The sequence below is a fragment of the Nocardioides sp. SYSU D00065 genome, from assembly GCF_017916425.1.
Lineage (GTDB): Bacteria > Actinomycetota > Actinomycetes > Propionibacteriales > Nocardioidaceae > Nocardioides.
Map to the genome: position 1 here is coordinate 147,396 of NZ_JAFMSX010000005.1, position 25,778 is coordinate 173,173.

General features: G+C 73.7%; 24 protein-coding genes. 2 read left to right on the forward strand and 22 right to left on the reverse strand.

The annotated features are described in order from the left end of the window. Positions 1-149: 149 nt before the first annotated feature. Complete coding sequence (locus J3P41_RS17805) at positions 150-887, forward strand: AAA family ATPase (RefSeq protein ID WP_210651991.1); 738 nt, start codon at positions 150-152, stop codon at positions 885-887. A gap of 21 nt (positions 888-908) precedes the next feature. Here J3P41_RS17805 and J3P41_RS17810 read toward each other — a convergent pair whose 3' ends face one another. From J3P41_RS17810 to J3P41_RS17895, 18 genes are all read right to left on the reverse strand, one after another. Beyond that, positions 909-2,219, reverse strand: coding sequence for an RsmB/NOP family class I SAM-dependent RNA methyltransferase (locus J3P41_RS17810; protein WP_210651992.1), 1,311 nt, complete (start codon positions 2,217-2,219; stop codon positions 909-911). After that, positions 2,212-2,637 carry an MmcQ/YjbR family DNA-binding protein gene (locus J3P41_RS17815; protein WP_210651994.1) on the reverse strand — a complete coding sequence of 142 codons (426 nt, stop codon included), beginning with the start codon at positions 2,635-2,637 and terminating at the stop codon, positions 2,212-2,214. The genes J3P41_RS17810 and J3P41_RS17815 overlap by 8 nt, the downstream gene beginning before the upstream one ends. A 10-nt stretch (positions 2,638-2,647) precedes the next feature. Then, positions 2,648-3,574, reverse strand: coding sequence for a methionyl-tRNA formyltransferase (gene fmt, locus J3P41_RS17820; RefSeq protein WP_210652004.1), 927 nt, complete (start codon positions 3,572-3,574; stop codon positions 2,648-2,650). Positions 3,575-3,587: 13 nt separating this feature from the next. Beyond that, entirely contained in the window at positions 3,588-4,133 is a 546-nt protein-coding gene (def, locus tag J3P41_RS17825) for a peptide deformylase (RefSeq protein WP_210652006.1), read from the reverse strand. A 92-nt stretch (positions 4,134-4,225) separates the two neighbouring features. After that, positions 4,226-6,235: a primosomal protein N' gene (locus J3P41_RS17830; RefSeq protein ID WP_210652008.1), complete on the reverse strand. Its 2,010-nt coding sequence runs from the start codon at positions 6,233-6,235 to the stop codon at positions 4,226-4,228. 78 nt (positions 6,236-6,313) lie between these two features. Then, positions 6,314-7,516, reverse strand: a complete 1,203-nt coding sequence (gene metK, locus J3P41_RS17835; protein WP_210652009.1) for a methionine adenosyltransferase — start codon at positions 7,514-7,516, stop codon at positions 6,314-6,316. Between the two features lie 71 nt (positions 7,517-7,587). Beyond that, entirely contained in the window at positions 7,588-8,802 is a 1,215-nt protein-coding gene (coaBC, locus tag J3P41_RS17840; RefSeq protein ID WP_210652012.1) for a bifunctional phosphopantothenoylcysteine decarboxylase/phosphopantothenate--cysteine ligase CoaBC, read from the reverse strand. Positions 8,803-8,815: 13 nt separating this feature from the next. Continuing rightward, entirely contained in the window at positions 8,816-9,127 is a 312-nt protein-coding gene (gene rpoZ / locus J3P41_RS17845; protein WP_210652014.1) for a DNA-directed RNA polymerase subunit omega, read from the reverse strand. A gap of 15 nt (positions 9,128-9,142) precedes the next feature. Continuing rightward, positions 9,143-9,700, reverse strand: a complete 558-nt coding sequence (gene gmk, locus J3P41_RS17850; protein ID WP_307862077.1) for a guanylate kinase — start codon at positions 9,698-9,700, stop codon at positions 9,143-9,145. Between the two features lie 80 nt (positions 9,701-9,780). Continuing rightward, positions 9,781-10,104 carry an integration host factor, actinobacterial type gene (mihF, locus tag J3P41_RS17855; RefSeq protein ID WP_210652018.1) on the reverse strand — a complete coding sequence of 108 codons (324 nt, stop codon included), beginning with the start codon at positions 10,102-10,104 and terminating at the stop codon, positions 9,781-9,783. A 123-nt stretch (positions 10,105-10,227) separates the two neighbouring features. Further along, on the reverse strand, positions 10,228-10,674 hold the full coding sequence (locus J3P41_RS17860; protein ID WP_210652020.1) for a hypothetical protein: 447 nt from the start codon (positions 10,672-10,674) through the stop codon (positions 10,228-10,230). Further along, positions 10,671-11,501, reverse strand: coding sequence for an orotidine-5'-phosphate decarboxylase (pyrF, locus tag J3P41_RS17865; protein ID WP_210652022.1), 831 nt, complete (start codon positions 11,499-11,501; stop codon positions 10,671-10,673). The genes J3P41_RS17860 and pyrF overlap by 4 nt, the downstream gene beginning before the upstream one ends. Continuing rightward, a complete protein-coding gene (locus J3P41_RS17870; protein WP_210652025.1) occupies positions 11,498-12,337 on the reverse strand; it encodes a tRNA-dihydrouridine synthase in 840 nt (279 codons plus the stop codon). Before J3P41_RS17870 ends, pyrF begins: the two co-directional genes overlap by 4 nt. Further along, complete coding sequence (locus J3P41_RS17875; RefSeq protein ID WP_210652027.1) at positions 12,334-13,149, reverse strand: hypothetical protein; 816 nt, start codon at positions 13,147-13,149, stop codon at positions 12,334-12,336. The genes J3P41_RS17870 and J3P41_RS17875 overlap by 4 nt, the downstream gene beginning before the upstream one ends. Beyond that, positions 13,142-14,221, reverse strand: a complete 1,080-nt coding sequence (locus tag J3P41_RS17880; RefSeq protein ID WP_210652029.1) for a quinone-dependent dihydroorotate dehydrogenase — start codon at positions 14,219-14,221, stop codon at positions 13,142-13,144. Before J3P41_RS17880 ends, J3P41_RS17875 begins: the two co-directional genes overlap by 8 nt. Positions 14,222-14,225: 4 nt before the next feature. Beyond that, on the reverse strand, positions 14,226-17,567 hold the full coding sequence (gene carB / locus J3P41_RS17885) for a carbamoyl-phosphate synthase large subunit (RefSeq protein WP_210652031.1): 3,342 nt from the start codon (positions 17,565-17,567) through the stop codon (positions 14,226-14,228). Continuing rightward, entirely contained in the window at positions 17,567-18,670 is a 1,104-nt protein-coding gene (gene carA, locus J3P41_RS17890; protein ID WP_210652236.1) for a glutamine-hydrolyzing carbamoyl-phosphate synthase small subunit, read from the reverse strand. Before carA ends, carB begins: the two co-directional genes overlap by 1 nt. Positions 18,671-18,836: 166 nt before the next feature. Then, positions 18,837-20,471 carry an ABC-F family ATP-binding cassette domain-containing protein gene (locus J3P41_RS17895; protein ID WP_307862065.1) on the reverse strand — a complete coding sequence of 545 codons (1,635 nt, stop codon included), beginning with the start codon at positions 20,469-20,471 and terminating at the stop codon, positions 18,837-18,839. Positions 20,472-20,693: 222 nt separating this feature from the next. On the opposite strand from J3P41_RS17895, the gene J3P41_RS17900 reads away from it, so the two are divergent. Next, a complete protein-coding gene (locus J3P41_RS17900) occupies positions 20,694-21,932 on the forward strand; it encodes an acetyl-CoA hydrolase/transferase family protein (RefSeq protein WP_210652032.1) in 1,239 nt (412 codons plus the stop codon). A gap of 15 nt (positions 21,933-21,947) precedes the next feature. Here J3P41_RS17900 and J3P41_RS17905 read toward each other — a convergent pair whose 3' ends face one another. From J3P41_RS17905 to pyrR, 4 genes are all read right to left on the reverse strand, one after another. After that, on the reverse strand, positions 21,948-22,580 hold the full coding sequence (locus J3P41_RS17905) for a pyridoxamine 5'-phosphate oxidase family protein (protein ID WP_210652034.1): 633 nt from the start codon (positions 22,578-22,580) through the stop codon (positions 21,948-21,950). Between the two features lie 300 nt (positions 22,581-22,880). After that, positions 22,881-24,164 carry a dihydroorotase gene (locus tag J3P41_RS17910; RefSeq protein ID WP_210652036.1) on the reverse strand — a complete coding sequence of 428 codons (1,284 nt, stop codon included), beginning with the start codon at positions 24,162-24,164 and terminating at the stop codon, positions 22,881-22,883. After that, complete coding sequence (locus J3P41_RS17915; RefSeq protein WP_210652037.1) at positions 24,164-25,102, reverse strand: aspartate carbamoyltransferase catalytic subunit; 939 nt, start codon at positions 25,100-25,102, stop codon at positions 24,164-24,166. The genes J3P41_RS17910 and J3P41_RS17915 overlap by 1 nt, the downstream gene beginning before the upstream one ends. After that, positions 25,099-25,665 carry a bifunctional pyr operon transcriptional regulator/uracil phosphoribosyltransferase PyrR gene (gene pyrR, locus J3P41_RS17920; RefSeq protein ID WP_210652038.1) on the reverse strand — a complete coding sequence of 189 codons (567 nt, stop codon included), beginning with the start codon at positions 25,663-25,665 and terminating at the stop codon, positions 25,099-25,101. Before pyrR ends, J3P41_RS17915 begins: the two co-directional genes overlap by 4 nt. Between the last annotated feature and the right edge of the window lie 113 nt (positions 25,666-25,778).

The following is a 25,778-nucleotide window of genomic DNA, read 5'->3' on the forward strand; positions in this document are numbered from 1 at the left end:
ACTTCCCCTGACGCGCACACCCCTTCGGCGTCGCGCGTGTGGAGTCCATCATGCGCGGGTACGCCTCGGTTGTGAACAGGTGACGCGCAGGTGAACCGCGCAATGTCGGGCGACTTCGCCCCTCCGGGGGAGCCCGATAGGTTGGCGCCATGTCGCCGAGGGGGTACGACTTCCCGCGCCATCCCGTCCGCAGGATCGAGGCGCACCCCGACCACCCGCTTCCGACGACCAGCTACCCGGCCGCCATCCCGGCCGTGGCACAGGTGCTGGCCGACGGGCTGGACCTGGCACCCGGAGTGACCTTCCTCGTCGGCGAGAACGGCTCGGGCAAGTCGACCCTCGTCGAGGCGGTCGCCACGGCGTACGGCCTGTCGCCCGAGGGCGGCAGCACCCACAGCAGGCACTCGACCCGACCGACGGAGTCCCCGCTCGGCGAGGCGCTGCGGCTCGTGCGCGGGGCCGGTGCCAGCAGGTGGGGCTTCTTCCTGCGCGCCGAGACGATGCACGGCTGGTACACCTACATGGAGGAGCACGGCGGCGCGGATCCCGCGTTCCACGAGATGAGCCACGGCGAGTCGTTCCTCGCGGTGCTCGAGTCGAGGTTCACCGGCGAGGGCTTCTTCTGCCTCGACGAGCCCGAGGCCGCGTTGTCGTTCTCGTCCACGCTGGGGCTGGTGGCAGCCCTGCAGCGGGTCGTGGCCCGCCGCGGTCAGGTCCTGTGCGCCACCCACTCCCCCGTGCTGGCCGCGATGCCGGGCGCCCGGATCCTCGAGACGGGGCCCTGGGGCCTGCGCGAGACGTCGTGGGCCGAGCTCGACCTGGTCGACCACTGGCGTCGGTACCTCGCGGACCCGTGGGCCTACCTGCGCCACCTCGAGGACGACTGACGCCGCTGCTCAGCGCAGGGCTCAGCGCCGCCGCAGCGTGGCGGCGAACATCGCGTCGGTGCCCTCGCGGTGGGGCCAGAGCTGGAACCGGTCGAGCTCCTCGGTGTCGTCGCGCCGCCCCACCACGGCGGCCACCACCTCGGTGGTCTCCGCCAGCACCGGCGAGCACGTCGCGTAGACCACGACCCCTCCCGGCCGCACCGACTCCAGAGCCACGTCGAGCAGCACCTGCTGCAGGGCCACCAGCACGCCCAGGTCGTCGGGGCTGCGGCGCCACCGCGACTCCGGGCGGCGGCGCAGCGCGCCCAGCCCGGAGCAGGGCGCGTCCACGAGCACCCGGTCGAAGCTGCCGGGGACCCACGCCGGCCGCGCGCCGTCACCGGCCAGAACGTGCACCGTCCCGGACGGCACCGCCCGGACGGCTGCAGCGACCAGCGCTGCGCGGTGCGGCTGGCGCTCGTGGGCGACGAGGTGCGCGCCGCGCTGCGCCGCCAGCGCACCCAGCAGTGCGGCCTTGCCCCCGGGACCGGCGCACAGGTCGAGCCAGCGCTCGTCGCGCCCGTCGAGCGGCGCCTTGGCCAGGGTGAGTGCGACCAGCTGCGAGCCCTCGTCCTGCACCCCGGCGCGGCCTTCTGCCACCGCCGGCACGGCGGCGGGGTCGCCGCCGGTCAGCACCACGCCGTACGGCGACAGCCCGGTGCGGGTGCCGCCGGCCGACTCGAGCTCCTCGACCGTCGACAGCCCGGGACGGGCGACCAGGGTGACTCGCGGCGCCTCGTTGTCGGCGGCCAGGAGCGCCGCCAGCTCGTCGTCGTCGCTCAGCGCGTCGGCCAGGTCCTCGACCACCCAGCGGGGGTGGGAGTGGGCCACCGCGAGGTGGCCGGTGCGGTCGAGCGCAGGGTCGGGAGCCACCTCGCCGACCCACTCCGCGAGCGAGCGCCGGCTGATCGTGCGCAGGACTGCGTTGACCAGCCCGGCCGGCCCGCGGCCCACGCTCGCCCGGACCAGGTCGACGCTGGTCGAGATGGCAGCGTGGTCGGGCACCCGCATGGACAGCAGCTGGTGCACCCCCAGACGGAGCACGTCACGCACCTCGGGCTGGAGCCGCGGCTTGGTGAGGCAGGCGTCGATGACCGGGTCGTAGAGCCCGTGCATGCGGATCGCACCGGAGGCCAGCTCGGTGGCCAGCGCGGCGTCGCGACCTTCGAGCCGGTGCTTGCGCAGCACCTGGGGCAGCACGAGGTTGGCGTAGGCATCCTCGGTGCGCACGGCGGTGAGGACGTCGAGGGCCGCACGGCGGGGACGGTCGACGCGCCGGCGGCGCTCACTCACCGAACAGCTCCCGGACCAGTCGCTTCGGCGCTTTCGCCGCCCACGCCTCGGTGATCACCTCGGCCAGCTCGTCGCGGCTGATCTCGCCGAGCCGGGAGAGCTGGACCAGCACGGCGGCGTGGCCGGTGAAGTGGTCGATGGTGAAGAACGGCGTGGACGCGTCCTCCACCAGTGCCTGCTTCTCCACCTCGGTCGGGGTCGTGATCACGACCAGGTCGTCGTACATCTCGCCCGTGGAGGGGTCGACCGCGCTCCGGTGCGGCGCACGGTAGAGGACGAAGCCCTTGCCCTTGGGCCCGCGCGGGACCTTCCAGGTGGGACGGTCGCCCCAGGAGGTGCCGAGCTCGGTCTCCGGCAGGCCGCCGCAGATCTCGTCCACGTCCTCGGGACGTGCCGGGCGCGTCGTGGAGGTGCTCACCGGTTCGACACTAGTCGCCGAAGCGGACACCCGACTGGAGGCGTACGCCCCGGGCCCAGTCGGCGGCGGGCATCTGCTTCTTGCCGAACGCCTTGACCTCGCCGAGCTCGACCGCAGTGGTCGACGTGCCGACGAGCACGGCGTTCTTGGTGACCTCGAGGACCCCGGGGGCCAGCGTCGCGCCATCGGTCGCACGGACGGGCCCGACCTTGATGCGCTCGCCGCCGAAGGTGCTCCAGGCGCCCGGGGCGGGCGTGCAGGCCCGGACCTGGCGGTCGATGGCGGCCGCCGGCCGCGCCCAGTCGATCCGTGCGTCGTCGACGGCGATCTTCGGCGCGAAGGACACCCCGTCCTCGGGCTGCTCCCGCGCCTCGAGCGTGCCGTCCGCGATCCCGTCGAGGGTCTGCACGAGCAGTCCCGCGCCGCCGTCGGCGAGCCGGGCGAGCAGGTCACCGGCGGTGTCGTCGGGGCGGATCCGCTCGGTCATCACCCCGAAGACCGGGCCGGCGTCGAGCTCCTTGACGATGCGGAACGTCGTGGCGCCGGTGACCTCGTCGCCCGCCCAGAGCGCGTGCTGCACGGGCGCTGCACCGCGCCAGGACGGGAGCACCGAGAAGTGCAGGTTGATCCAGCCGTGCGGCACGAGGTCGAGCGCCGACTGGGGCAGCAGCGCGCCGTAGGCCACGACCGGGCAGGCGTCAGGCCGCAGCTGTGCCAGCGCCGCCTGGAACTCGGGGTCGCGCGGATGCTCGGGCTTGAGCACCGGTACGCCGATCTCCTCCGCGCGCTGCGCCACCGGGCTGGCCACCAGCCTGCGGCCGCGGCCGCTCGGTGCGTCGGGGCGCGTCACCACGCCGACGAGCTCGTGACGACTGGCCGCGATCGCGTCGAGTGCGGGCACGGCCACCTCGGGGGTGCCGGCGAAGACGACGCGCATCAGCTGTGCTCCTTCATCGGGCGAACCCGTGGGTGGCGTGCGGGCTGACCCGCACGGTGGGCTTCTCCAGACCGAACCACTCCGACTCGCGGATCTCCTTCATCGCCGCCTTGCGGGCCGCCGTGTCGAGCTTGTCGATGAACAAGATGCCGTCGAGGTGGTCGGTCTCGTGCTGCATCGCGCGGGCGAGGAGCTCGGAGGCCTCGATGCGCTGCGGCTCGCCGTGCATGTCGAACCCGGTGGCGACCACCGACAGGGCCCGGAGGCAGTCGTAGGTCAGCTCCGGCAGGGACAGGCACCCCTCGGCGCCGTCCTGCGTCTCGTCGGAGAGCTCCAGCGAGGGATTGACCAGGTGCCCGATCTCGCCGTGGACGTTCCAGGTGAACACCCGCAGCCCGACGCCGATCTGCGGCGCCGCGAGTCCCGCACCGGGCGCCGCGAGCATGGTGTCGGTGAGGTCGGTGACCAGTTGGCGCAGCTCCTTGTCGAAGCTGTCGACCTCGATCGCCCGCTGGCGCAGCACGGGATCGCCGAACAGGCGGATGGGCTGGACGGCCACGGAACTCCTCGACGGACGGGACGGGGGAACGACGCGCGGACGGACCGCGGTGACCAAGTCTAGGGACGGCTCCCGCACCCGCCGAACCGGCGCTAGATGGAAAGAGGGTCGACCTGGACGCGCACGGGGTCGAGCTTGCGGGCCGACCGGATCCGCTGGAGGTCGCCGAGTGCTGCGGACAGCGCAGTCCCCTGCCACGACGGCACCCGGAGCACCACCCGGTGCTCGTCCTCGACGGGAACCGGCCCGAGCACCTCGGCTGCCTCGGGCAGGTCGAGGAGGTGCAGCACGTCGTCCAGCGCGCCGAGCTCGCCGGTGACGGTGGCGACGCGGGCGGCCGGCGGCAGGTGCGCCTGGGAGCGCTCCTCCGCCTCCCGCCGGGCGAACCCGGCCGGGTCCCACCGCACGAGCGCCTGGACGGCCGGGTGGGCAGGATCGCCGACGGCGACCACGTGCCCGCCGGGGCGCACGAGCGCTGCGGCGTTGAGCCAGCGCCGCAACGCCTCCTCGGACGCCCGCAGGTCGTCGCGGGCCAGCGTCAGCCAGGTGTCGAGCACCACGACCGCCGCATAGCCCTCGGCAGCCACCGGCTCGGCCCCGACCGTGGCCACCACCAGGTCCCGCGACGTGCCCACCCGCTCGACGACGTGCTCCCCGCTCGAGCTGCGCACCGTGGTGCCGGCGAAGGTCCGACCCAGCTCCTCGGCGGTGCGGGCCTCGCCACGCACGGGCGCCCGCAGCCCGCGACCACCGCAGGTGGGGCACGCCCACGCCGCCTCCACGTGGCCGCACCAGCGGCACCGGGGCGGCTGAGCGGGTCCGGGCACCGTCAGCGGGCCGGTGCAGACGCCGCAGCGGGCGGGCGCCCGGCACGTGTCGCAGGCGAGCGAGACGGCATAGCCGGCCCGGGGCGTCTGCACCAGCACGGGACCGGAGGCCAGCCCGGTGCGGATCGCGTCGTAGGCCGCCCGCGGGATGCGGGTGGCCACCGACCGGTCCTGCGCGGGCACCGCCTCCACCCGCACCCGGCGGCGCAGCACCTCGCGCGGCACGGCGAGCTCGTGGGCCCACCCGGTCGCGAGGAGCTGTGCGGCCTCGGGCGTGCGGGCCACGGCACCCACGATCGCGGCGGTCCCCTGCTGCTCGGCGCGCGTCACCAGCACCTCGCGGACGTGGGGATAGGGCGCGCGCGGCTCGGCGTGGAGGTCGTCCCCGTCGTCCCACACCACGACGAGCCCGAGGTCGTGGACGGGCGCGAATGCGGCGGAGCGAGTGCCGACCACCACCCGGCGAGCACCGCGGGACACCGCCAGGAAGTCGCGGTAGCGCGCCGCCGGACCGCCGTCGGCGGTCAGGCAGACGTGGTGGCCCTCCCCCAGCAGGTCGGTGAGGGCAGCGTCGACCCGCGACACGTCGCGCCGGTCGGGCACGCACACGATCGCGCCCCGCCCCGCGGCGTACGTCGCGGCGACCGCCTCGGCGAGCATCACCGGCCAGTCGTCGCCCGGAGCCGCGGACCACACCGCTCGCGGCGACCCGCCCGAGGCGAGGTGGTGCAGGAAGGCAGGAGCGTGCGCCACGTCGGACCACGCGGTCGGGTCGCGTCTCACGGGCGGCGCCGGCGCAGGCTCGGACGCGGCCTTCTCAGCGGTGGCGTGACGCGGGGGCACCGCCAGCCGGAGCACGTCGGACCGGGCGCCGGCGTACCTCCGGGCGAGGGTCTCGCTGAGCCGGGCGATCTCCGGTGCCAGCACGGGCTCCGGGCTGACGACGCGGCGCAGGGGCTGCAGCGTGCCGGTGTGGTCGGTCTCGCCGGCCCGCTCCACGACGAAGCCGTCCACGTCCTGGCCGGCGAACCGCACCTTGACGCGGGCGCCCGGGACGGCCGTGTCGGCCATGGCGCGGGGCACGGCGTAGTCGAAGGGCCGGTCGAGGTGGGCGAGCGCGATGTCGACCAGCACGCGGGCGACGGGGTCGGTCTCCGCGGGCTCCCAGGCAGCGGCCCGGCGCCGCCGGGTCGCTGCCGCCTTGGCGCGCGCATCGTCCACCGCAGCGCGAAGCCCCGGAAGCATGTCGGCTTCCGGGGCTTCGCGGGACGTCATGCGGCCGATTGTGTCAGCGGCCACCGACGGACCGGACGTCGTCCGCGTCCGCGTACCTCCGGCTGTGTCCGGCAGCGCTCAGACGCCGGCAGCGGCCCTGAGCTTCTCGGCCCGGTCCGTGGTCTCCCACGTGAAGTCGGGCAGCTCGCGGCCGAAGTGACCGTAGGCGGAGGTCTGCGCGTAGATCGGGCGCAGCAGGTCGAGGTCGCGGATGATGGCGGCCGGACGGAGGTCGAACACCTCGAGCACGGCGTCCTGGATCTTCTCGTCCGACACGACGCCGGTGCCGAAGGTCTCGATGAAGATGCCCACCGGGGCGGCCTTGCCGATGGCGTACGCCACCTGCGCCTCGCAGCGGCGGGCCAGGCCCGAGGCCACGACGTTCTTGGCGACCCAGCGCATCGCGTAAGCGGCGGAGCGGTCCACCTTGGAGGGGTCCTTGCCGGAGAAGGCGCCGCCGCCGTGGCGGGCCATGCCGCCGTAGGTGTCGACGATGATCTTGCGCCCGGTGAGGCCGGCGTCGCCCATCGGGCCGCCGATGACGAAGGTCCCCGTCGGGTTGACGAGCATCCGGTAGCCCTCCGAGGGCAGGTCGAAGCCGGCGAGCACGGGATCGATGACGTGCTGCTGGATGTCGGCCTCGAGCCGGGCGTGCTCGATGTCGGGGTCGTGCTGGGTGGAGAGCACGACGGTGTCGATGCGCACCGGCCGGTCGTCGGCGTCGTACTCGATGGTCACCTGGGTCTTGCCGTCGGGACGCAGGTAGGCGAGGACGCCGTCCTTGCGGACCTGCGTCAGCCGCTGGGCGAGGCGCTGCGCGATCGTGATCGGCAGCGGCATCAGCTCGGGGGTGTCGTCGCACGCGTAGCCGAACATCAGGCCCTGGTCACCGGCGCCGCGCTTGTCGAGCTGGTCCTCGCTGTCGCCGACGCGGGACTCGTGGCCGGCGTCGACACCGGCCGCGATGTCGCTCGACTGGGCACCGATCGCGACCTGGACGCCGCACGTGTGGCCGTCGAAGCCCTTCTCCGAGGAGTCGTAGCCGATCTCGAGGATCGCCTTGCGGACGATGTCGGCGACCGGGGCGTAGGCACCGGTGCGCACCTCGCCCGCGACCACGACGAGGCCGGTGGTGAGCAGCGTCTCGACGGCCACGCGCAGGTTGGCGCGGTCGGGGTCCTCGGCCATGAGGTGGTCGAGGACCGAGTCGCTGATCCGGTCGGCGATCTTGTCGGGGTGCCCCTCGGTCACGGACTCGGAGGTGAACAGGCGTCCAGCCACGGTGACTCTCGATTCTTGTGTGGAACGGTCGGAGGAAAGGTACCTGCTGCCCAGCATCCGGGACCCCGGTCTCAGTCGGCGAATCGCCGGGCGACCTCGTCCCAGATCACGTGCGCGAGCGCGCTCTTGCTCCCGCGGGGGACCTCGACGACCGCGCCGTCGGCGGCCAGCACGACCGCCTCGTTGTCCGCGCTGCCGAAGACCGCTCCTCCGCTCACGTCGTTGACCACGAGCAGGTCGCAGCCCTTGCGGGCGAGCTTGGCGCGGCCGAGATCGAGCACGGAGCCGGTGGCGTCGCCGGTCTCGGCGGCGAAGCCGACGATGACGGCGTCCTCGCGCGCCCGGTGGTGGGAGATCTCGGCGAGGACGTCGGGGTTCTGCACCAGCTCGATCGCCGGCGCCGACCCGTCGTCGGCCTTCTTGATCTTGGCGTCGCTGACCGCGCTCGGCCGGAAGTCCGCCGGGGCGGCGGCCATGACGACGGCGTCGGCGGTCGCGGTGGCGGCCACGACGGCCTCGCGCAGCTGCTCGGTGGTCTCGACCCGTACGACGCTGACGCCGGCCGGGTCGGGCAGCGAGACATTGGCGCTGACCAGGGTGACGTGCGCGCCGCGCGAGGCGGCGGCCCGGGCCAGGGCGTGGCCCTGCAGGCCCGAGGACCGGTTGCCGAGGAAGCGCACCGGGTCGAGGTACTCGCGAGTGCCGCCCGCCGAGACCACGACCTTGCGGCCGGCGAGGTCCTGAGGGGCCGCGCCACGGTGCAGCACACCCACGGCGAGCTCGAAGATCTCGGCCGGGTCCGGCAGCCGGCCCTTGCCGGTGTCGGCGCCGGTGAGGCGGCCCTCGGCCGGCTCGACCACCACCGCGCCACGGCTGCGCAGGGTGGCCACGTTGGCCTGGGTGGCGGGGTGCTCCCACATCTCGGTGTGCATGGCCGGGGCGAACACGACCGGACAGCGGGCGGTGAGCAGCGTGCTGGTCAGCAGGTCGTCGGCCAGGCCGTGCGCGGCCCGCGCGAGCAGGTCTGCGGTGGCCGGGGCGACGACCACCAGGTCGGCCTCCTGCCCGATGTGCACGTGCGGCACGGCGTGGACGTCGGTCCACACGTCGGTCGCGACGGGCTTGCCGGACAGGGCGGCCCAGGTCGGCGCGCCGACGAACTCCAGTGCCGCGGCCGTGGGCACGACCGTCACGTCGTGCCCCGACTCGGTGAACCGGCGCAGCAGCTCGCAGGCCTTGTAGGCCGCGATGCCGCCCGAGACCCCCAGGACGACCCGCGAGGTCATCGCGCGGCTCGCGTCACTCCGTGGTGTCGCCGGCTGCGGCCTCGGCAGCGGCGGCCTCGGCGGCGGGGTCGATGTCCTCGCAGGTGAGGAGGTCCTCGTTGATCTCGCGCAGCGCGATGGACAGCGGCTTCTCCTGCACGTGGGTGTCGACCAGCGGGCCGACGTACTCCAGGAGCCCCTCGCCGAGCTGCGAGTAGTAGGCGTTGATCTGACGGGCACGCTGGGCGCTGTAGAGCACCAGCTTGTACTTGCTGTCGGTCTTGCTGAGCAGGTCGTCGATCGAGGGGTTGGTGACGCCCTCGGCGGCGATGGTGGGAGAAGCCACGGTGTGGGTGCCTCGCTAGTCAGAGGTGGGTGGAACGGGTCCGACCATCAAGGCTACCAACTCGTCGGCGGCAGCGTGAACTTCGTGGTTGACGATGGTGACGTCGAACTCGCTCTCCGCGGCCAGCTCCGCGCGGGCGGTGTCGAGGCGCCGCTCACGCTCGGCCTCGCTCTCGGTGCCGCGGCCCACCAGCCGGCGTACGAGCTCCTCCCACGACGGCGGCTTGAGGAAGACGAACAGCGCCTCGGGCATCGACTCGCGCACCTGGCGCGCGCCCTGGAGGTCGATCTCGAGCATCGCGGGATGCCCGGAGGCGAGGGCGAGGTCGACCGGACCGCGGGGAGTGCCGTAGCGGGCGGCCTTGTGGACCACCGCCCACTCGAGCAGGTCGCCCTTGTCGATCATGGCGTCGAACTCCTCGTCGGAGACGAACCAGTAGTGCACGCCGTTCTCCTCGCCCGGGCGGGGCGGCCGCGTCGTCGCGGAGACGGAGATCCAGACCTCGGGGTGCGTCTCGCGCACCGCGGCGGCGACAGTGCCCTTGCCGACGGCCGTCGGACCGGCCAGGACGATGAGCCGCGAGCGACGCGAGGGCTGACCGGCGGTCCCGTGCGCTGCCTCGTCGTGCGCTGCCTCGTCGTGCGCTGCTCCGGTCACGACGCGTCGGGGCCGAACTCACGCTCGAGCGCGGCGACCTGCTTGACGCCCAGCCCGCGGACCCGGCGGCTCTCGGCGATCCCGAGACGCTGCATGACCTGGCGCGCACGCACGCGACCCAGGCCCGGGACCGACTGGAGCAGCTCGACGACGCGCATCTTGCCGATGACCTCGTTGGTGCGGCCCTCCTCGAGCACATCGAGGATCGAGCCGCCTGAGTTCTTCAAGCGGTTCTTCACCTCCGCCCGCTCGCGGCGGGACGCTGCAGCCTTGTCGAGGGCTGCCTGGCGCTGCTCGGGCGTCAGAGGGGGCAAGGCCACGGAGGCGTTCCTTAGGGTGGGGTCCGGCTGGTGCGGGTCAATCTAGTCAGAGCGCGACGAGGCAGGCAATCGGAGCCCCGACATCCGCCGCTGGTCGTGACGTTCGCCATGTCGGGGCCGGTGCTAGCGCGACAGCGGGGTGCCGCACACGTCGAGCGCGTGCTGCTCGAGGGCCGCCATCGCCGTCACCGTGCGCTCCGAGCCCACCTCGCGCGCGGCCGACTCGATGGCGGCTCGTGCCTCGTCGTCGACGCCGGCCGGGGGCTTGCTCGCGGAGTACGCCGAGGGGTCCACGCCGTGCTCGGCGAGGACGTCCTCGAGGGCGTGCAGCGGGTCGAGCACGGCGTCCCAGTCGTCGGTGATGTCGCGCGGCGCCTCGCGGCTCAGGTGGTCGTAGGCGTCGAGGACGTCGAACATCGCGCCGGTGTCCTGCGACGCGGCCGCCTCGCCCAGCTCGGCCTGGTGCTCCTCGACCGCCTGGCAGTAGGCGGCCTGCGGGTCGTCCGAGCAGCCCGTCGCCAGCAGGCACGCCACCAGCGGCGCGGCCACGGCGAGACGGGCACGGGTCACTCGGCCAAGCCTCGCACCGCGTCGTTGCCGCGCCGCGCTGCCTCGCGCAGCGCCGCCACGTCCGGGCCGGCGCCCAGCACCTCGCGCGAGGAGCTCGGCAGGGCCCACCGGGCGGAGCCGCCGAAGATCCGCGTGAGGTCGTCGACCGTCCCGCCCTGTGCCCCGTAGCCGGGAACGAGGAACGGTCCGTTGATGTCGAGGTCCTCCTGGGTGGACCCGATGGTGGCTCCGACCACGGCGCCGAAGGAGCCCACTGGCGCAGCGCCGGCGTTCAGGGTGCGCAGGTGACCGAGCACGGTGCCGGCGACCGTGCCGCTGTCGGCGCGGGCGTGCTGGACCTCCGGACCCTCCTTGTTGGACGTGAGCGCGAGCACGAACAGCCCGCCGCCGTGACGGCGACATGCCTCGACCATCGGGTCGAGGGAGCCGAACCCGAGGAACGGGCTGGCCGTGACGGCGTCCACTCCGAGCGGGGACGAAGGATCGAGGTAGGCGTCGGCGTAGGCCTGGCTGGTCGAGCCGATGTCGCCGCGCTTGACGTCGAGCAGGACGAGCGCGCCCGCGGCGCGGGACTCCTCGACCACGCGCTCGAGCACGGCGATCCCGCGGCTGCCGAACCGCTCGTAGAACGCGCTCTGCGGCTTGACCACGCTGACGACCGGCGCGACCGCCTCGACGACGGTCAGCGCGAAGCGCTCGAGCGACGCGACGTCGTCGGCCAGGCCCCACTCGCGCAGCAGCGCGGCGTGCGGGTCGATGCCGACGCAGAAGCGGCCGCGCTCCTCGATGGCTGCGGCGAGGCGGGCGCCGAAGGGGGTCGATGTCATGCGTCCTCCTGGTGGGGTGGCTGGTCGAGGGAGGCCCGGAGCCGGGCCACCGTGGTGGGGTCGTGCAGCATCGCGGTGCCGACCTGGACCGACGTGGCACCGGCCGCCAGGTAGGCGCGCGCGGAGTCGACGTCGTGCACGCCGCCGCAGCCGATGACCGGCACGGCGGGCAGCGCCCGGCTGACCGCGGCGACGCACCGCAGCGCGATCGGGGCGAGCGCCGGTCCGCTCAGGCCGCCGGGGCGGCCGTCGGGCAGAGCGGCGGGTACGGCGTTGCCGACCACCACCGCGGTGGCACCGGCCTCGTGGCAGGCGCGGGCACCCTCCACGACGCGCGACACGTCGGGGCGGAGCTTGGCCAGCACGGGCCGGTCCGAGGCGAACTCGCGCCGTACGGCGGCGACGACGCTCGCTGCGTGGTAGGGCTCGCGGACCTCGTAGAGCCCGTCGCTCGTCTCGTCCGGCGCGCCGACGTTGACCTCCAGCCCCACCACGCCCGGTGCCCGGCCGAGCCGGCCGGCAAGGTCGGCGTACTCCCCCATCGTCGCCCCGGCGATCGACACCACGACCCGCACGCCGGCCCGCACCAGCCACGGCAGCTCGGTCGCCAGGAAGTGCTCGAGGCCGGGGTTGGGCAGGCCGACGGCGCTGACCAGCCCGCCCGGCACCTCCGCGACCCGCGGCCCGCGGGCGCCGGAGCGGGCGTCGAGGGTGATGGACCGGGTGACGAAGTCCAGCCCGTCGAGCCCCTCGGGTCCGGCGTACGCCGACAGCTCGCGGCCCGTGCCGCCACAGCCGGACGCCACCATCACCGGTCCCGGTATGCGCCCGCTCACAGCGCGTCCCACCTGACGCGGTCGCCGCGGACGACGGGGCCCTCGGTGCAGGCCCGCACGACGCGGTCGACGCCGTCCTCGCCGACGACCGGTAGCGGGCAGCCGTGGCAGAGACCGGTGCCGCATGGGGTCGGGACCTCCACCGCGACCTGGCTCCACGCGCCGGTGCGCTCGGCGGCGACCGCCGCCGACCGGAGGACGTCGGCGGGGCCGGCGGCGTAGACGACGTCGGCGCCGCTGCGGCGTACGAGGTCCTCGGCGTGGTCGGCGACCTGCCCGCGCTGCCCCACCGAGCCGTCGGCGGTGAGGACGGTCACCGAGCGGGCCGAGCGCCGCGCCTCCAGAGCGGAGAGCAGGCGCGCCTCGTCGGGCGCCGACACGACGAGCGACACGGCGCAGCCCCGCTCGCGCAACCGCTCGGCCAGCGGGAACAGCGGCGCCGCGGCGTAGCCCTCCCCGATGAGCAGGCAGGACACCGCCTGTTTGGGAAGTGCGAAGGGCCGGCCGAGCGGGCCGGTCACGGCGACGCGCGTCCCGACCGGCTGGGCGCTCAACCACGCGGTGCCACTGCCGCGCGACTCGACGACCACGTCGAGGGTCGGCCCGAAGGCGCTGGAGGCGCGCACCTTGTGCACCCACAGCGCGCGCCGGGTCACGTGACCGGCGACGCTCACCGACACGAACGTGCCGGGACGGAACCGCTCGGGAACGCCCGGTGCCGCCAGCGTCAGGTGGCGGTAGCCGCCGACCTTCTTGGTGGCGACCACCTCTCCGTCGACGTGGACCGGGCCCCGTGCGGGCGCGTCAGCCATGCGTGGCGAGTCCCCGGGCGATGCGCCGCGGCCACAGCGGGCCCTCGTAGACGAAGGCGGTGTAGGCCTGGATCAGGTCGGCGCCGGCCGCCAGCCGGCGCCGCGCGTCCGCCACGGTCGTGATCCCGCCGACGCCGACAAGGGTGAGGTCCGAGCCGACGCGGCCGCGCAGCAGGCGTACGACGTCCTCGGCCCGCTGGGTGAGCGGGCGACCGCTCAGGCCGCCGGCGCCGACGTCCGCGACGACTCCGGCCGGTGTGGCGAGGCCGTCTCGGGAGATGGTGGTGTTGGTGGCGATGATGCCGTCCAGCCCGCTGGCGAGGGCCAGGTCGGCGACCGCGATCACGTCGTCGTCGCTGAGGTCGGGCGCGATCTTCACCAGCAGCGGCACCCGGCGGCCCGGGCTGGCCTCGTCGGCGCGTCGGCGTACGGCGGCGAGCAGGGGCTCGAGCCGCTCCACGGCCTGCAGGTCGCGCAGGCCGGGGGTGTTGGGCGAGGAGACGTTGACCACCAGGTAGTCGGCGTAGGGGGCCAGCAGGCCGGCCGACTTCTCGTAGTCGCGGGCCGCGTCCTCCTCCGCCACGACCTTGGTCTTGCCGATGTTGACTCCCAGGACGGGCCCACCCGCGAACGAGGTGGAGCCCTCCTGCTCGTGGACCGCGCGGGCCCTGGCCAGGCGGCGTGCGCGATCGGCCAGCCGGCGGGCCACCACCTCGGCGCCGTCGTTGTTGAACCCCATCCGGTTCACGATGGCGCGGTCGGCGGTGAGCCGGAACAGCCGCGGCCGGGGGTTGCCCGACTGCGGCTCACCCGTGACGGTGCCCACCTCGACGTGCCCGAACCCGAGCGCCGCCAGGGCGTCGACGCCGAGGGCGTTCTTGTCGAAGCCGGCGGCCAGGCCGAGCGGGTGCGCGAAGGTGAGCCCCAGCGCGCGCACCGGCGCGCTCGGCACCCGGAGGGCCCGCCGGGTCACCGGGCTCGCGGCCCGGATCGCGCGGAAGGCCGCGTGGTGGGCGCGCTCGGGGTCGACCCGCGTCAGCCCGCGCTCGAAGAGGACGTCGTAGGGCCGCACCGGGTCACCGGGCCCGACCGGCCGTGGTCAGCGCCGCCCAGTCCTGCAGCGAGCGCACGCCGATGTCGCCGCGGCGCATCGCCTCCAGGCCCTGCACGGCGGCGCCGAGCCCTTGGATGGTGGTGATGCACGGGATGTCGGTGATCACCGCGGCCGTGCGGATGTCGTAGCCGTCGGCTCGCGGTGAGCCGCCGCTGGTCGCCCCGTGCGGGGTGTTGATGACCAGGTCCACCTCGCGGCCGCGGATCAGCCCCACGATGGTCGGCTCCCCGTCGGGCCCCTCGCCCTCCGACTGCTTGCGCACGACCCGTGCCTGCACGCCGTTGCGCCGCAGCACCTCCGCGGTGCCCGCCGTCGCAAGGATCTCGAAGCCCATGTCGGCGATCTGCTTGACCGGGAAGATCATGTGCCGCTTGTCGCGGTTGGCGACCGAGACGAACACCCGGCCCGACAGCGGCAGCGATCCGTACGCCGCGGCCTGCGCCTTGGCGAACGCGGTGCCGAAGAACGCGTCGAAGCCCATCACCTCGCCCGTCGAGCGCATCTCGGGGCCGAGGAGCGCGTCGACGGTGCGACCGTCGGCGGTCCGGAAGCGATCGAAGGGCATGACCGCCTCCTTGACCGCGATCGGCGAGCCGTCGGCCAGGTGGCCGCCGTCGCCCTCCGCCGGCAGCACGCCGGCGGTGCGCAGCTCGGCGATCGACTCGCCCAGCATGACCCGCGCCGCCGCCTTGGCCAGCGGCGTGGCGGTCGCCTTGGAGACGAACGGCACGGTGCGCGAGGCACGCGGGTTGGCCTCGAGGACGTAGAGCACGTCGGAGGCCAGGGCGTACTGGATGTTGAGCAGGCCGCGGACGTCGAGCCCGCGGGCGATCGCCTCGGTCGAGCGGCGGATCCGCTCGATCTCCTCGCGGCCCAGGGTGATCGGCGGCAGGGCGCAGGAGGAGTCGCCGGAGTGGATCCCGGCCTCCTCGATGTGCTCCATCACGCCGCCGAGGAAGAGCTCCTCGCCGTCGAAGAGCGCGTCCACGTCGATCTCCACCGCGTCGTCGAGGAACCGGTCGACCAGCACCGGCTGCCGCTCGTTGATGAGCCCGTTGGCGACGTACTTCTCGAGGTAGGCCTCCAGCGCGGTGTCGTCGTAGACGATCTCCATGCCGCGCCCGCCCAGGACGTACGACGGCCGCACGAGGACGGGGTAGCCGATCTCGTGCGCGATGCGCTGCGCCTGCGGGTACGACGTCGCCGTGCCGTGCTTGGGCGCCGGCAGGCCCGCGTCGGCCAAGACCCGGCCGAAGGCGCCGCGGTCCTCGGCCAGGTGGATCGCCTCGGGCGTGGTGCCGACGATCGGGACGCCCGCGTCGGCGAGCCCCTGCGCCAGGCCGAGCGGCGTCTGCCCGCCGAGCTGGCACACGACCCCCGCGACGGGACCGGCCTGCTGCTCGGCGTGGACGATCTCGAGCACGTCCTCGAGCGTGAGCGGCTCGAAGTAGAGCCGGTCGGAGGTGTCGTAGTCGGTGCTCACCGTCTCGGGGTTGCAGTTGACCATGATCGTCTCGTAGCCGGCCTCGGCCAGCGCGAGCGAGGCGTGCACGCAGCTGTAGTCGAACTCGATGCCCTGCCCGATGCGGTTAGGCCCGGAGCCGAGGATGATCACCGCCTCCTTGCCCTCGGCACGGGGCTGCACCTCGGTCTCCTCGTCGTAGGAGGAGTAGTGGTAGGGCGTGCGCGCGGCGAACTCGGCGGCGCAGGTGTCGACGGTCTTGAAGACCGGCCGGATCCCCAGGGCGTGGCGTACTCCTCGCACGACGTCGGCGCTGAGCCCGCGGATCCTGCCGATCTGCTCGTCGGAGAAGCCGTGGCGCTTGGCCAGCCGCAGCAGGTCGGGGGTGAGCTCGGGCGCCTCGATGAGCTGGACGGCGACCTCGTTGATGAGGGCCAGCTGGTCGACGAACCAGGGGTCGATCGCCGTGGCGTCGAAGATCTCCTGCGGCGTCGCGCCGGCGCAGATTGCGTCCATGACCTTCCTCAGGCGCCCGTCGTGCGGGACCTTGATCTCCTCGAGGAGCGCGGCCTTGGACTCGGCCGAGGCGAGGTCGTCGTCGAAGTGCTTGTGCCAGTCGAAGGGGGCGTGCTTGCTCTCCAGCGAGCGCAGCGCCTTCTGCAGGGCCTCGGTGAAGTTGCGGCCGATGGCCATCGCCTCGCCCACCGACTTCATGTGGGTGGTCAGGGTCGGGTCGGCCTCGGGGAATTTCTCGAAGGCGAAGCGCGGGACCTTCACCACGACGTAGTCCAGCGCCGGCTCGAAGGACGCCGGGGTCTCCTCGGTGATGTCGTTGCGGATCTCGTCGAGCGTGTAGCCGATCGCGACCTTGGCGGCGATCTTGGCGATCGGGAAGCCGGTGGCCTTGGAGGCCAGCGCCGATGAGCGCGAGACGCGCGGGTTCATCTCGATGACGATCAGCCGGCCGTCGGCCGGGTTGACGGCGTACTGGATGTTGCAGCCGCCGGTGTCGACGCCGACCGCGCGGATGATGCCGATCGCGAGGTCGCGCATCTTCTGGTACTCGCGGTCGGTGAGCGTCATCGCCGGCGCGACGGTGATCGAGTCGCCGGTGTGCACGCCCATCGGGTCGAGGTTCTCGATGGAGCACACGATCACCGTGTTGTCGGCGCCGTCGCGCATGACCTCCAGCTCGTACTCCTTCCAGCCGAGGATCGACTCCTCGAGGAGCACCTCGGTGGTCGGGCTGGCGGCGAGGCCGGCGCCACCGATGCGGCGCAGGTCGGCCTCGTCGTAGGCCATCCCGGAGCCGGTGCCGCCCATGGTGAAGGAGGGCCGCACGACCATCGGGTAGCCGAGGTCCTCGGCCGCGGCGAGCAGGTCGTCCATGGAGTGGCAGATCGTGCTGCGGGCGGACTCCCCGCCGAGCTGCTCGACGATCTTCTTGAACTGCTGGCGGTTCTCGCCGCGCTCGATCGCGTCGATCGAGGCGCCGATCAGCTCGACGCCGTACTTCTCCAGCACGCCCGCCTTGTCGAGAGCCATGGCGCAGTTGAGCGCGGTCTGGCCGCCGAGGGTGGCCAGCAGCGCGTCGGGGCGCTCCTTGGCGATCACCTTCTCGACGTAGTCGGGCGTGATCGGCTCGACGTAGGTGGCGTCGGCGAACTCCGGGTCGGTCATGATCGTCGCCGGGTTGGAGTTGACCAGGACGACCCGCAGGCCCTCCTGACGCAGCACGCGGCAGGCCTGGGTGCCGGAGTAGTCGAACTCGGCCGCCTGGCCGATGATGATCGGCCCCGAGCCGATGACCAGGACACTCTCGATGTCGGTGCGCTTGGGCATCAGAGGGTGCCCCCCATCAGGTCGGTGAAGCGGTCGAAGAGGTACGCCGCGTCGTGCGGGCCGGCGGCGGCCTCGGGGTGGTACTGCACGGAGAAGGCGGTCAGCGCCCCGTCGGGGCCGCGCAGCTCGAGCCCCTCGACGACGTCGTCGTTGAGGCAGACGTGGCTGACCGTGGCCTCGCCGAACTCGGTCGCGGTGCTGCCTTCGAGCGGGGCGTCGACGGCGAAGCCGTGGTTGTGGGCGGTCACCTCGACCTTGCCGGTCGTGCGGTCCATCACCGGCTGGTTGATGCCGCGGTGGCCGTACTTCAGCTTGTAGGTGTCGAACCCGAGCGCGCGCCCGAAGAGCTGGTTGCCGAAGCAGATGCCGAAGTAGGGGATGCCGGCGCCCAGCGCGCCCTGCAGCAGCTCGACCTGGCGGGTGGTGGCGGCCGGGTCACCGGGGCCGTTGGAGAAGAACAGTCCATCGGGCGCGACCGCCTGCACCCCCTCGAGCGTCGCGGTGGCGGGCAGGACGTGCACCTCGATGCCACGCTCGCTCAGCATGCGCGGGGTGTTGGCCTTGATGCCGAGGTCGAGCGCGGCGACGGTGAAGCGCCGCGTCCCCTGCGCCGGGACGACGTAGGCCTCCGGGGTGCTGACCGCCGCGCTGAGGTCCGCGCCCGTCATCTCCGCGGACTCGCGGACTCGCGCCAGCAGGCGCTCGGGGTCGGTCTCCGTGGTGGAGATGCCCACGCGCATGGCGCCGCGCTCGCGCAGGTGGCGGGTCAGGGCGCGGGTGTCGACGCCGCTGATGCCGACGACACCCTGCTCACGCAGGTCGTCGGACAGCGTGCGGACGCTGCGCCAGTTCGACGGCACCCGGGCGGGGTCGCGCACGACGTAGCCGGCGACCCAGATGCGCGAGGACTCGAGGTCCTCGTCGTTCATGCCGGTGTTGCCGACGTGCGGGGCCGTCATCACGACGATCTGGCGGTGGTAGCTGGGATCGGTGAGCGTCTCCTGGTAGCCGGACATGCCGGTGGAGAAGACCGCTTCGCCGAAGGTCTCGCCCTCGGCGCCGAAGGACTCACCGCGGAAGGTGCGTCCGTCCTCGAGGACCATGAGCGCTGGGACAGGCAGTGTCCGGACAGGCGGAGCCACGCCGTACCTCCTTCTCCGCCTCACGGGACGGATCGTTAAAGGATGTTCGAGCCGTCGCCGAGCCTACCAGCGCAGCCCGGCCCGCCCGCCATCGTGTCCACGACGCCCCGACGCGTGCCGCTGTCCCTCACCCGGCAGCGGTCCAAAGAGCGAGCGTCAGCTCGGGCCCCTGCCAGCGGCGCCGCAGCCACCGGTCGTGCGAGGCGAGCACGACCCCGCCGGGAGCCGTGGCCAGCGCCTCCTCCAGCTCGCCGGCGAGGGCGAGCGACACGTGGTTGGTCGGCTCGTCGAGCAGGAGGAGGTCGGGTGCGGCCGCGATGGCGACGGCGAGCCCGAGCCGGCGGCGCTGCCCGGTCGACAGGCCGCCCACGGGCGTGCGGTGGTCGCGCGGGTGCAGCAGGCCGAGGTCGCGCAGGGCCGGCGGGTCGGGGAGACCGCGGACCGCGGCGTCGTACGTCGCCGCGGCCGAGCGCCTCGGGTCGGTGACCGCCGGGTCCTGGGTCAGCTCCCGCACGGTCCGCGCGGACACCGCGAGCGTGCCGCTCGTCGCCGCCACCCGGCCGGCGAGCACACCCAGCAGCGTGGACTTGCCCGAGCCGTTGCCGCCGGTGAGCAGCAGGTGCTCCCCCGCTGCCAGGTCGAGCCGCTCGCAGCGCATCCGCCCGGCCACCTCCACGTCGCGGACCAGCACCAGCGCTCCGGTGGACGGTGCGGTGAGGTCGCCGCGGAAGACCAGGCGCGCCGGGGGCTTGGGCAGCTGCTCCCGCTCGACGACCTCGAGCCGGCGCTGCGCGTCCTTCTTGCGCCGAGCGAGCGTCTGCTCGACCCGTGCACCCTTGAACGCGTGGATGAACTTGTCGCCGTCGGTCGGGCCACGGCCGTGCGCGATCGCGCCCGTGCCGATCCGGGTCGCCTCGCGCAGCCGGGCGAGCTCCTCCTGTTGGGCGGCGTACGCCTCCTCCCAGCGTCGCCGGGCGTCCGCTCGAGCCTTCTCGTAGGCGCTCCACCCGCCGCCGAAGCGCCGACCACCCCTGCCGTCGGTGCCGAGCTCGCCGGCGTCGAGATCGACGAGGTCGGTGCAGACGTCGTCGAGCAGCACGCGGTCGTGGCTGGCCAGGACCACCACACCGGGCAGGTCGCGCAGGAAGGCGGTGAGCACGTCGACGGCGTCGTCGTCGAGGTGGTTGGTCGGCTCGTCGAGCAGCAGGCAGGTCGGCCGCGAGGTCATGATGGTGGCGAGCGCCAGCCGGGTGCGCTGCCCGCCGGACAGCGTGCCGACGACCCGCTCGCGGTCCAGGGCGTCGAGCCCGAGGCGGGCGGCGGCCAGCGACGCGCGCCGGTCTGCGTCCCACGCGTCGTGCGCCAGCGCCTGCTCGAGGGCCAGCGCGTACGCCGCGTCGCCCGCCGGCGTGCCGACCCCTGCCGCCAGCCGCTCAACGTCCGCGACGGCCTCCCGCAAGGGCGCGAGCGTCATGGCGAGCACCTCCGCCACCGTGGCGGCGTCGCTGAACGGGGGCTCCTGACCCAACAGCACCAGGTCCCGGGGCGCCGAGACCGTGCCCGAGACCTGTGCGCGCGCAGGGAGGCGCCCGGCCACGGCGCGCAGCAGCGTCGACTTGCCGACGCCGTTCTCGCCGACGAGGCCGATGCGCCGGCCGGGCTGGGCGAGCAGGTCGACGCCGCTCAGGACCGTACGGTCGGGGTAGGTCACCGACAGGCCGCTGACGACGAGCGGGGCGATGGAGGTGATGGTCTCGGGCACGTGGAGTCCTCAGGAGCTGGCCGCAGGGACGGCGGATGAGACTCGCCGGGCAGGAGGGGCGCGCGGGGGCGCCGCCGCGGACGCGAGTCGGGTCAGTCCTGGATCCACATGGTGCGAGCGAGCCTAGGCGGCGCCGCGGCCCGCGCCAACCGCTTTTCCGCCGAGCCGCGAGCTGCAGCCGACGCGCGGGCGCACCGTGGCGCGCACTGGCACGCTGGGGTCATGCGCGTCGTCGACCTGGAGCGAGCCGTTCGGACCGTCCGCGACCACTGCGGTGGCGTCGAGGGCGTGCCACGCGTCGTCGCGAGCGGCAACTTCGCCTCGCCGGTGGCGCTGCTGCACGCGCTGCTGGCCGAGCTGCCGTCGGTGCGGCTCCACGCGCTGAACGCCCAGCCCGACCTGCGACTGCACGAGGGCGTCGTGCCGGAGACGACGTTCGTGGGGCCGGGCTTCCGCCGGCACCCGCGCCTGTCGTACGTGCCGAGCCGGTTGTCGATGGTGCCGCGCCTCTTCCACGGCCCGCTGGCACCCGACGTGGTGGTCGTGCACACCACGCTGCCCCGGGACGGGCAGGTCTCGCTCGGTCTGGAGGTCAACGTGCTCCCGGCGGCGATCGAGGCGGCCCGAGCCCGCGGCGCGCTCGTCCTCGCGCAGCTCAACCCGCGGATGCCGTGGACCTTCGGCGACGCCGTGCTGCAGGTCGAGGACATCGACCTCGGCGTCGAGGTCGACGCCGCCCTCACCACACACACCGCCGGCGTCCCGGGCGACGACGCACGCCTCATCGGCTCGCGGGTCGCCGCCGAGATCGGCGACGGCGCGACCCTGCAGGCGGGCATCGGCGAGGTGCCCGATGCCACGATCGCCGGCGTCCTGGAGCGACGAGGACTGCGGATCTGGACGGAGATGTTCAGCGACGGCGTGCTGACGCTCGAGAAGGCCGGTGCGCTCGACCGGGGCACGCCGGTGCGTACGTCGTTCGTGTTCGGCAGCCAGGAGCTCTACGACTGGGTCGACGACAACCCGCGCGTGCAGATGCTGCGCACGGAGACGACGAACGCCCCGTCCCGCATCGCCGCGCAACCCTCGATGACCTCGATCAACACCGCCCTCCAGGTCGACCTGTTCGACCAGGCCAACGCGTCACGGATCAAGGCCAGGATCCACAGCGGCTTCGGCGGCCAGACGGACTTCACCGTGGGCGCCAGCCACTCCCCTGGCGGTCGCGCGTTCATGGCGCTGCGCAGCTGGCACCCCAAGGCGAACGTGTCCACCATCGTGCCGCTGGTCGACGAGCCGGTGACGTCCTTCCAGCACGGTGCGGTCGTCACCGAGCAGGGGGTGGCCTGGATGTGGGGGCGCGACGAGCGGGAACAGGCGCGCAACCTGATCGACCACGCAGCCCACCCGAGCGTCCGTGACGACCTGCGCGAGGAGGCACGCGGCCTCGGTCTCGCCTAGGCGCGCGCCCGGTCGTCAGTAGAGGCCGCGGTCGTAGTTCTCCGGCCGGTAGTAGTCCTCGAGCTCGGCCAGCCCCTGTCCGGCGACCGGCTCGAGCTCGTGGGCGATCGCCGCGCGCGAGGGCACCCGCTCGGGGTCCCAGGTCTCGGGCTCCCACAGCTGCGAGCGCCGGAACGCCTTCGCGCAGTGGAAGAACACCGTCTCCACCTCGACCAGCAGGGCGAGGATCGGTCGCTTGCCCCGCACCGCCATGGCGTCGAAGAACGGAGCGTCGCTCAGGAGCCGGGCTCGACCGTTGATCCGCAGCGTGTCCCCACGACCCGGGATGACGAAGACCAGCCCGACGAAGGGGTTCTGCAGCACGTTGCGGTAGCCGTCGACCCGCCGGTTGCCGGGGCGCTCGGCGAGCGCGATGGTCGTGTCGTCCAGGACGTGCACCAGCGAGCCGACCGGATCGCCCTTGGGGCTCGCATCGCACCGGCCGGAGGCGTCGGAGGTCGACAGCACGCAGAACGGTGAGGCGGCCAGCCAGGCGCGGTCGATGTCGGTCAGCCGGGAGCGCTCCTTGGTCCGCGCGCGCTCCCCCGGCGCGCCGACCAGGGCCTCGAGCTCCTGGACAGTGGTGATCTCGCTCGTGTCGGTCCTCATGGCCCCGCACGCTACGCCTGGGCGAGGAGGCCCGGCGGTTTCGACGCTACGTCCGCCCGGCCTAGCGGTGAGCCAGCCACACCCCAGCGCCCCCGAATGTGGCTCACGCACCGCCCGCCCGGCCGGGCGGTGAGCCAGCCACATCCCCGCGCCCCCGAATGTGGCTCACGCACCGCCCAGGGGGTTCAGCGCACAGCACCACAAGGCCCACACCAGCACCCGTCCGCCACGCCCATCGTCAAGCGGCCCACCATGAGGCCAGCACCACGACGGGGTGTACGCCGGGCGGCGCCGTCGGCGTCAGACCAGCGAGCCGTCGCGGACGGTCACCCGGCCGGCGTACACCGTGTGCACCACTCGTGAGCTCAACCGCCGGCCGTGCCAGGGGTTGTTGCGCGAGAGCGAGGCGGAGGCGTCCCGATCGACGGTCACGTCGGCGTCCGGGTCCACGAGCACGACGTGGGCCGGCGATCCCGGCGCCAGCGACCGTCCCTGGTCGCCGAGACCGGCGATCCGCGCGGGCGCGATCGACATGACCCGCGCGACGTCGGACCAGGACAGCCCCGGCATCGCGGTGCGGACCACGCCGAGGGCGGTCTCGAGCCCCAGCATCCCGAAGGCGGCGTCGACGAAGGCGTGCTCCTTGTCGTGCCGGGCGTGCGGCGCGTGGTCGGTCGCGACGGCGTCGATGGTGCCGTCGGCCAGCGCCTCGCGCAGCGCGTCGACGTCCTCCTGCGGACGCAGCGGCGGGTTCACCTTGAAGGTCGGGTCGTAGCCGGCGAGCAGGTCGGTCGTCAGCAGCAGGTGGTGCGGGGTGACCTCGGCGGTGACGCTCCAGCCCCCGTCCCGCGCGGCCTGCGCCTTGGCCCACCTCAGCACCTCGACGGAGCCGGCCGTCGACACGTGCGCGACGTGGACGCGCGAGCCGGTGTGCCGCGCCAGCATCACGTCGCGCGCGACGATCACCTCCTCGGCGATGCCGGGCCAGCCGGGCAGGCCGAGCCGCCCGGAGAGCTCGCCCTCGTGGCAGCAGGCCGTCGGCCCGGCGAGGGCGGGGTCCTGGGCGTGCTGCGACACGACTCCCCCGAACGCCTTGACGTACTCCAGCGCGCGTCGCATCACCCGGGCGTCGTGGACGCACCGCCCGTCGTCGGAGAAGACGCGCACCGCCGCGCGCGAGCGGTGCATGAGCGCGAGCTCGGCGAGCTCCTCGCCGCCCAGTCCCCGCGTCACCGCCCCGACCGGCTGCACGTGCACCAGCCCCGCCTCGCGGCCGAGCTCCCACACGCGCGTCGCCGCCTCCGCGGTGTCGGTCACCGGGCTGGTGTTGGCCATCGCCAGGACTGCCGTGTAGCCGCCCAGCGCCGCGGCCTGCGACCCGGAACGGATCGTCTCCGCGTCCTCGCGGCCCGGCTCGCGCAGGTGGGTGTGCAGGTCGACCAGTCCGGGGAGGGCGACGAGTCCGTCGGCGTCGATCGTCTCCGCTCCCGGCACCGGGGCGTCGACGAGCATCCCCGCGTCGTCGACGTACAGGTCGGCGGTCCTCTCGCCGAGCAGCGAGGCTCCGGTGATCACCAGCGACATCAGGCCATCCCTCCTTGGGACTCTCCGGCGAGCAGGTGGTAGAGCACGGCCATCCGGATCGCGAGCCCGCTGGACACCTGCTCCAGCACGAGCGACTGCGCGGCGTCGGCTGCGTCCGCGGCGATCTCGAGGCCGCGGTTCATCGGGCCCGGGTGGCAGATCGGCACGTCCGGGCCGAGCAGGGCCAGCCGGTCACGGGTCAGGCCGTAGCCGACGGTGTACTCGCGCGCGGTGGGGAAGAAGGCCCCCGTCATCCGCTCGCGCTGGACGCGCAGCATCATCACCGCGTCGGCGTGCGGCAGCACCGCGTCGACGTCGTACGACGTCTCGAACCCGGCCGACGCCGACCACGCGCCGATCCCGCTCGGCATCAGCGTGGGTGGAGCCACGACGGTGACCTGCGCACCGAGGCGGGTCAGGCACTGGATGTTGGACCGGAACACCCGGCTGTGGGTGAGGTCGCCGACGATCACGACGTGCCGGCCCTCGAGCGAGCCCAGGCGCCGCTGGAGGGTGTAGGCGTCGAGCAGGGCCTGGGTGGGGTGCTCGTGGGTGCCGTCGCCGGCGTTGACCACCGAGGCGTCGACCCACTGGCTGACCTGGAGGGCCGCCCCGCTGGCGGGGTGGCGCAGCACGAGCCCGTCGACGCCCATCGCGCAGACGGTGAGCACCGTGTCGCGCAGGCTCTCGCCCTTGGAGGTGCTCGAGCCCTTGGCGCTGACGTTGATGACGTCGGCCGAGAGCCACTTCCCGGCGATCTCGAACGAGGACCGGGTGCGCGTGGAGTCCTCGAAGAACATGTTGACAACGGTGCGCCCGCGCAGGGCCGGCAGCTTCTTGACCTCGCGGCTCTGCACGTCGTGCATGTCGGCGGCGGTCTCGAACAGCTCGAGGACCTGGTCGGTGGTGAGGTCGTCGACGGAGAGCAGGTGCTTCACGAGATCGTCACCTCGTCGGTGCCGTCGATCTCGCTGAGCCGCACGCTGACCCGCTCGGCGAGGGCGCTGGGGAGGTTCTTGCCGACGTGGTCGGCGCGGATCGGCAGCTGGCGGTGGCCGCGGTCCACGAGCACCGCGAGGCGTACGGCGGCGGGGCGGCCGAGGTCGGCGAGCGCGTCGAGGGCCGCGCGGATGGTGCGGCCGGAGAAGAGCACGTCGTCCACGAGCACCACGACCTTGCGGTCGATCCCGCCCGCCGGCAGGGCCGTCTTGTGCGCGCGTCGCGTGGGCTGGCTCCGGAGGTCGTCGCGGTACATCGTCACGTCGAGCTCCCCGACGGCGACGGGCGCGCCCTCGACGGCCGCGATCCTCTCGGCGATGCGCCTCGCGAGGGGCACGCCGCGCGTGTGCAGGCCCAAGAGGACCAGGTCGGTCGCGCCCTTGTTGCGCTCGAGCAGCTCGTGGGAGATCCGGGTGAGCGCCCGCGAGATGTCGCGGGCGTCGAGGACGGTGCGGTCGCCCCGGCCGGGACCGGGCTCGCTGGCGTTGTCGGGGGCAGGCATCTGCGCTCCGGACCTCCTTCTCCGCCTCACGGGACGGCTCGTTAAAGGATGTCGATCGGGGTCGACCCTACCAACGCGCGGCTTGGTCGCCGACCCGGCGGCCGGTCCGGCGC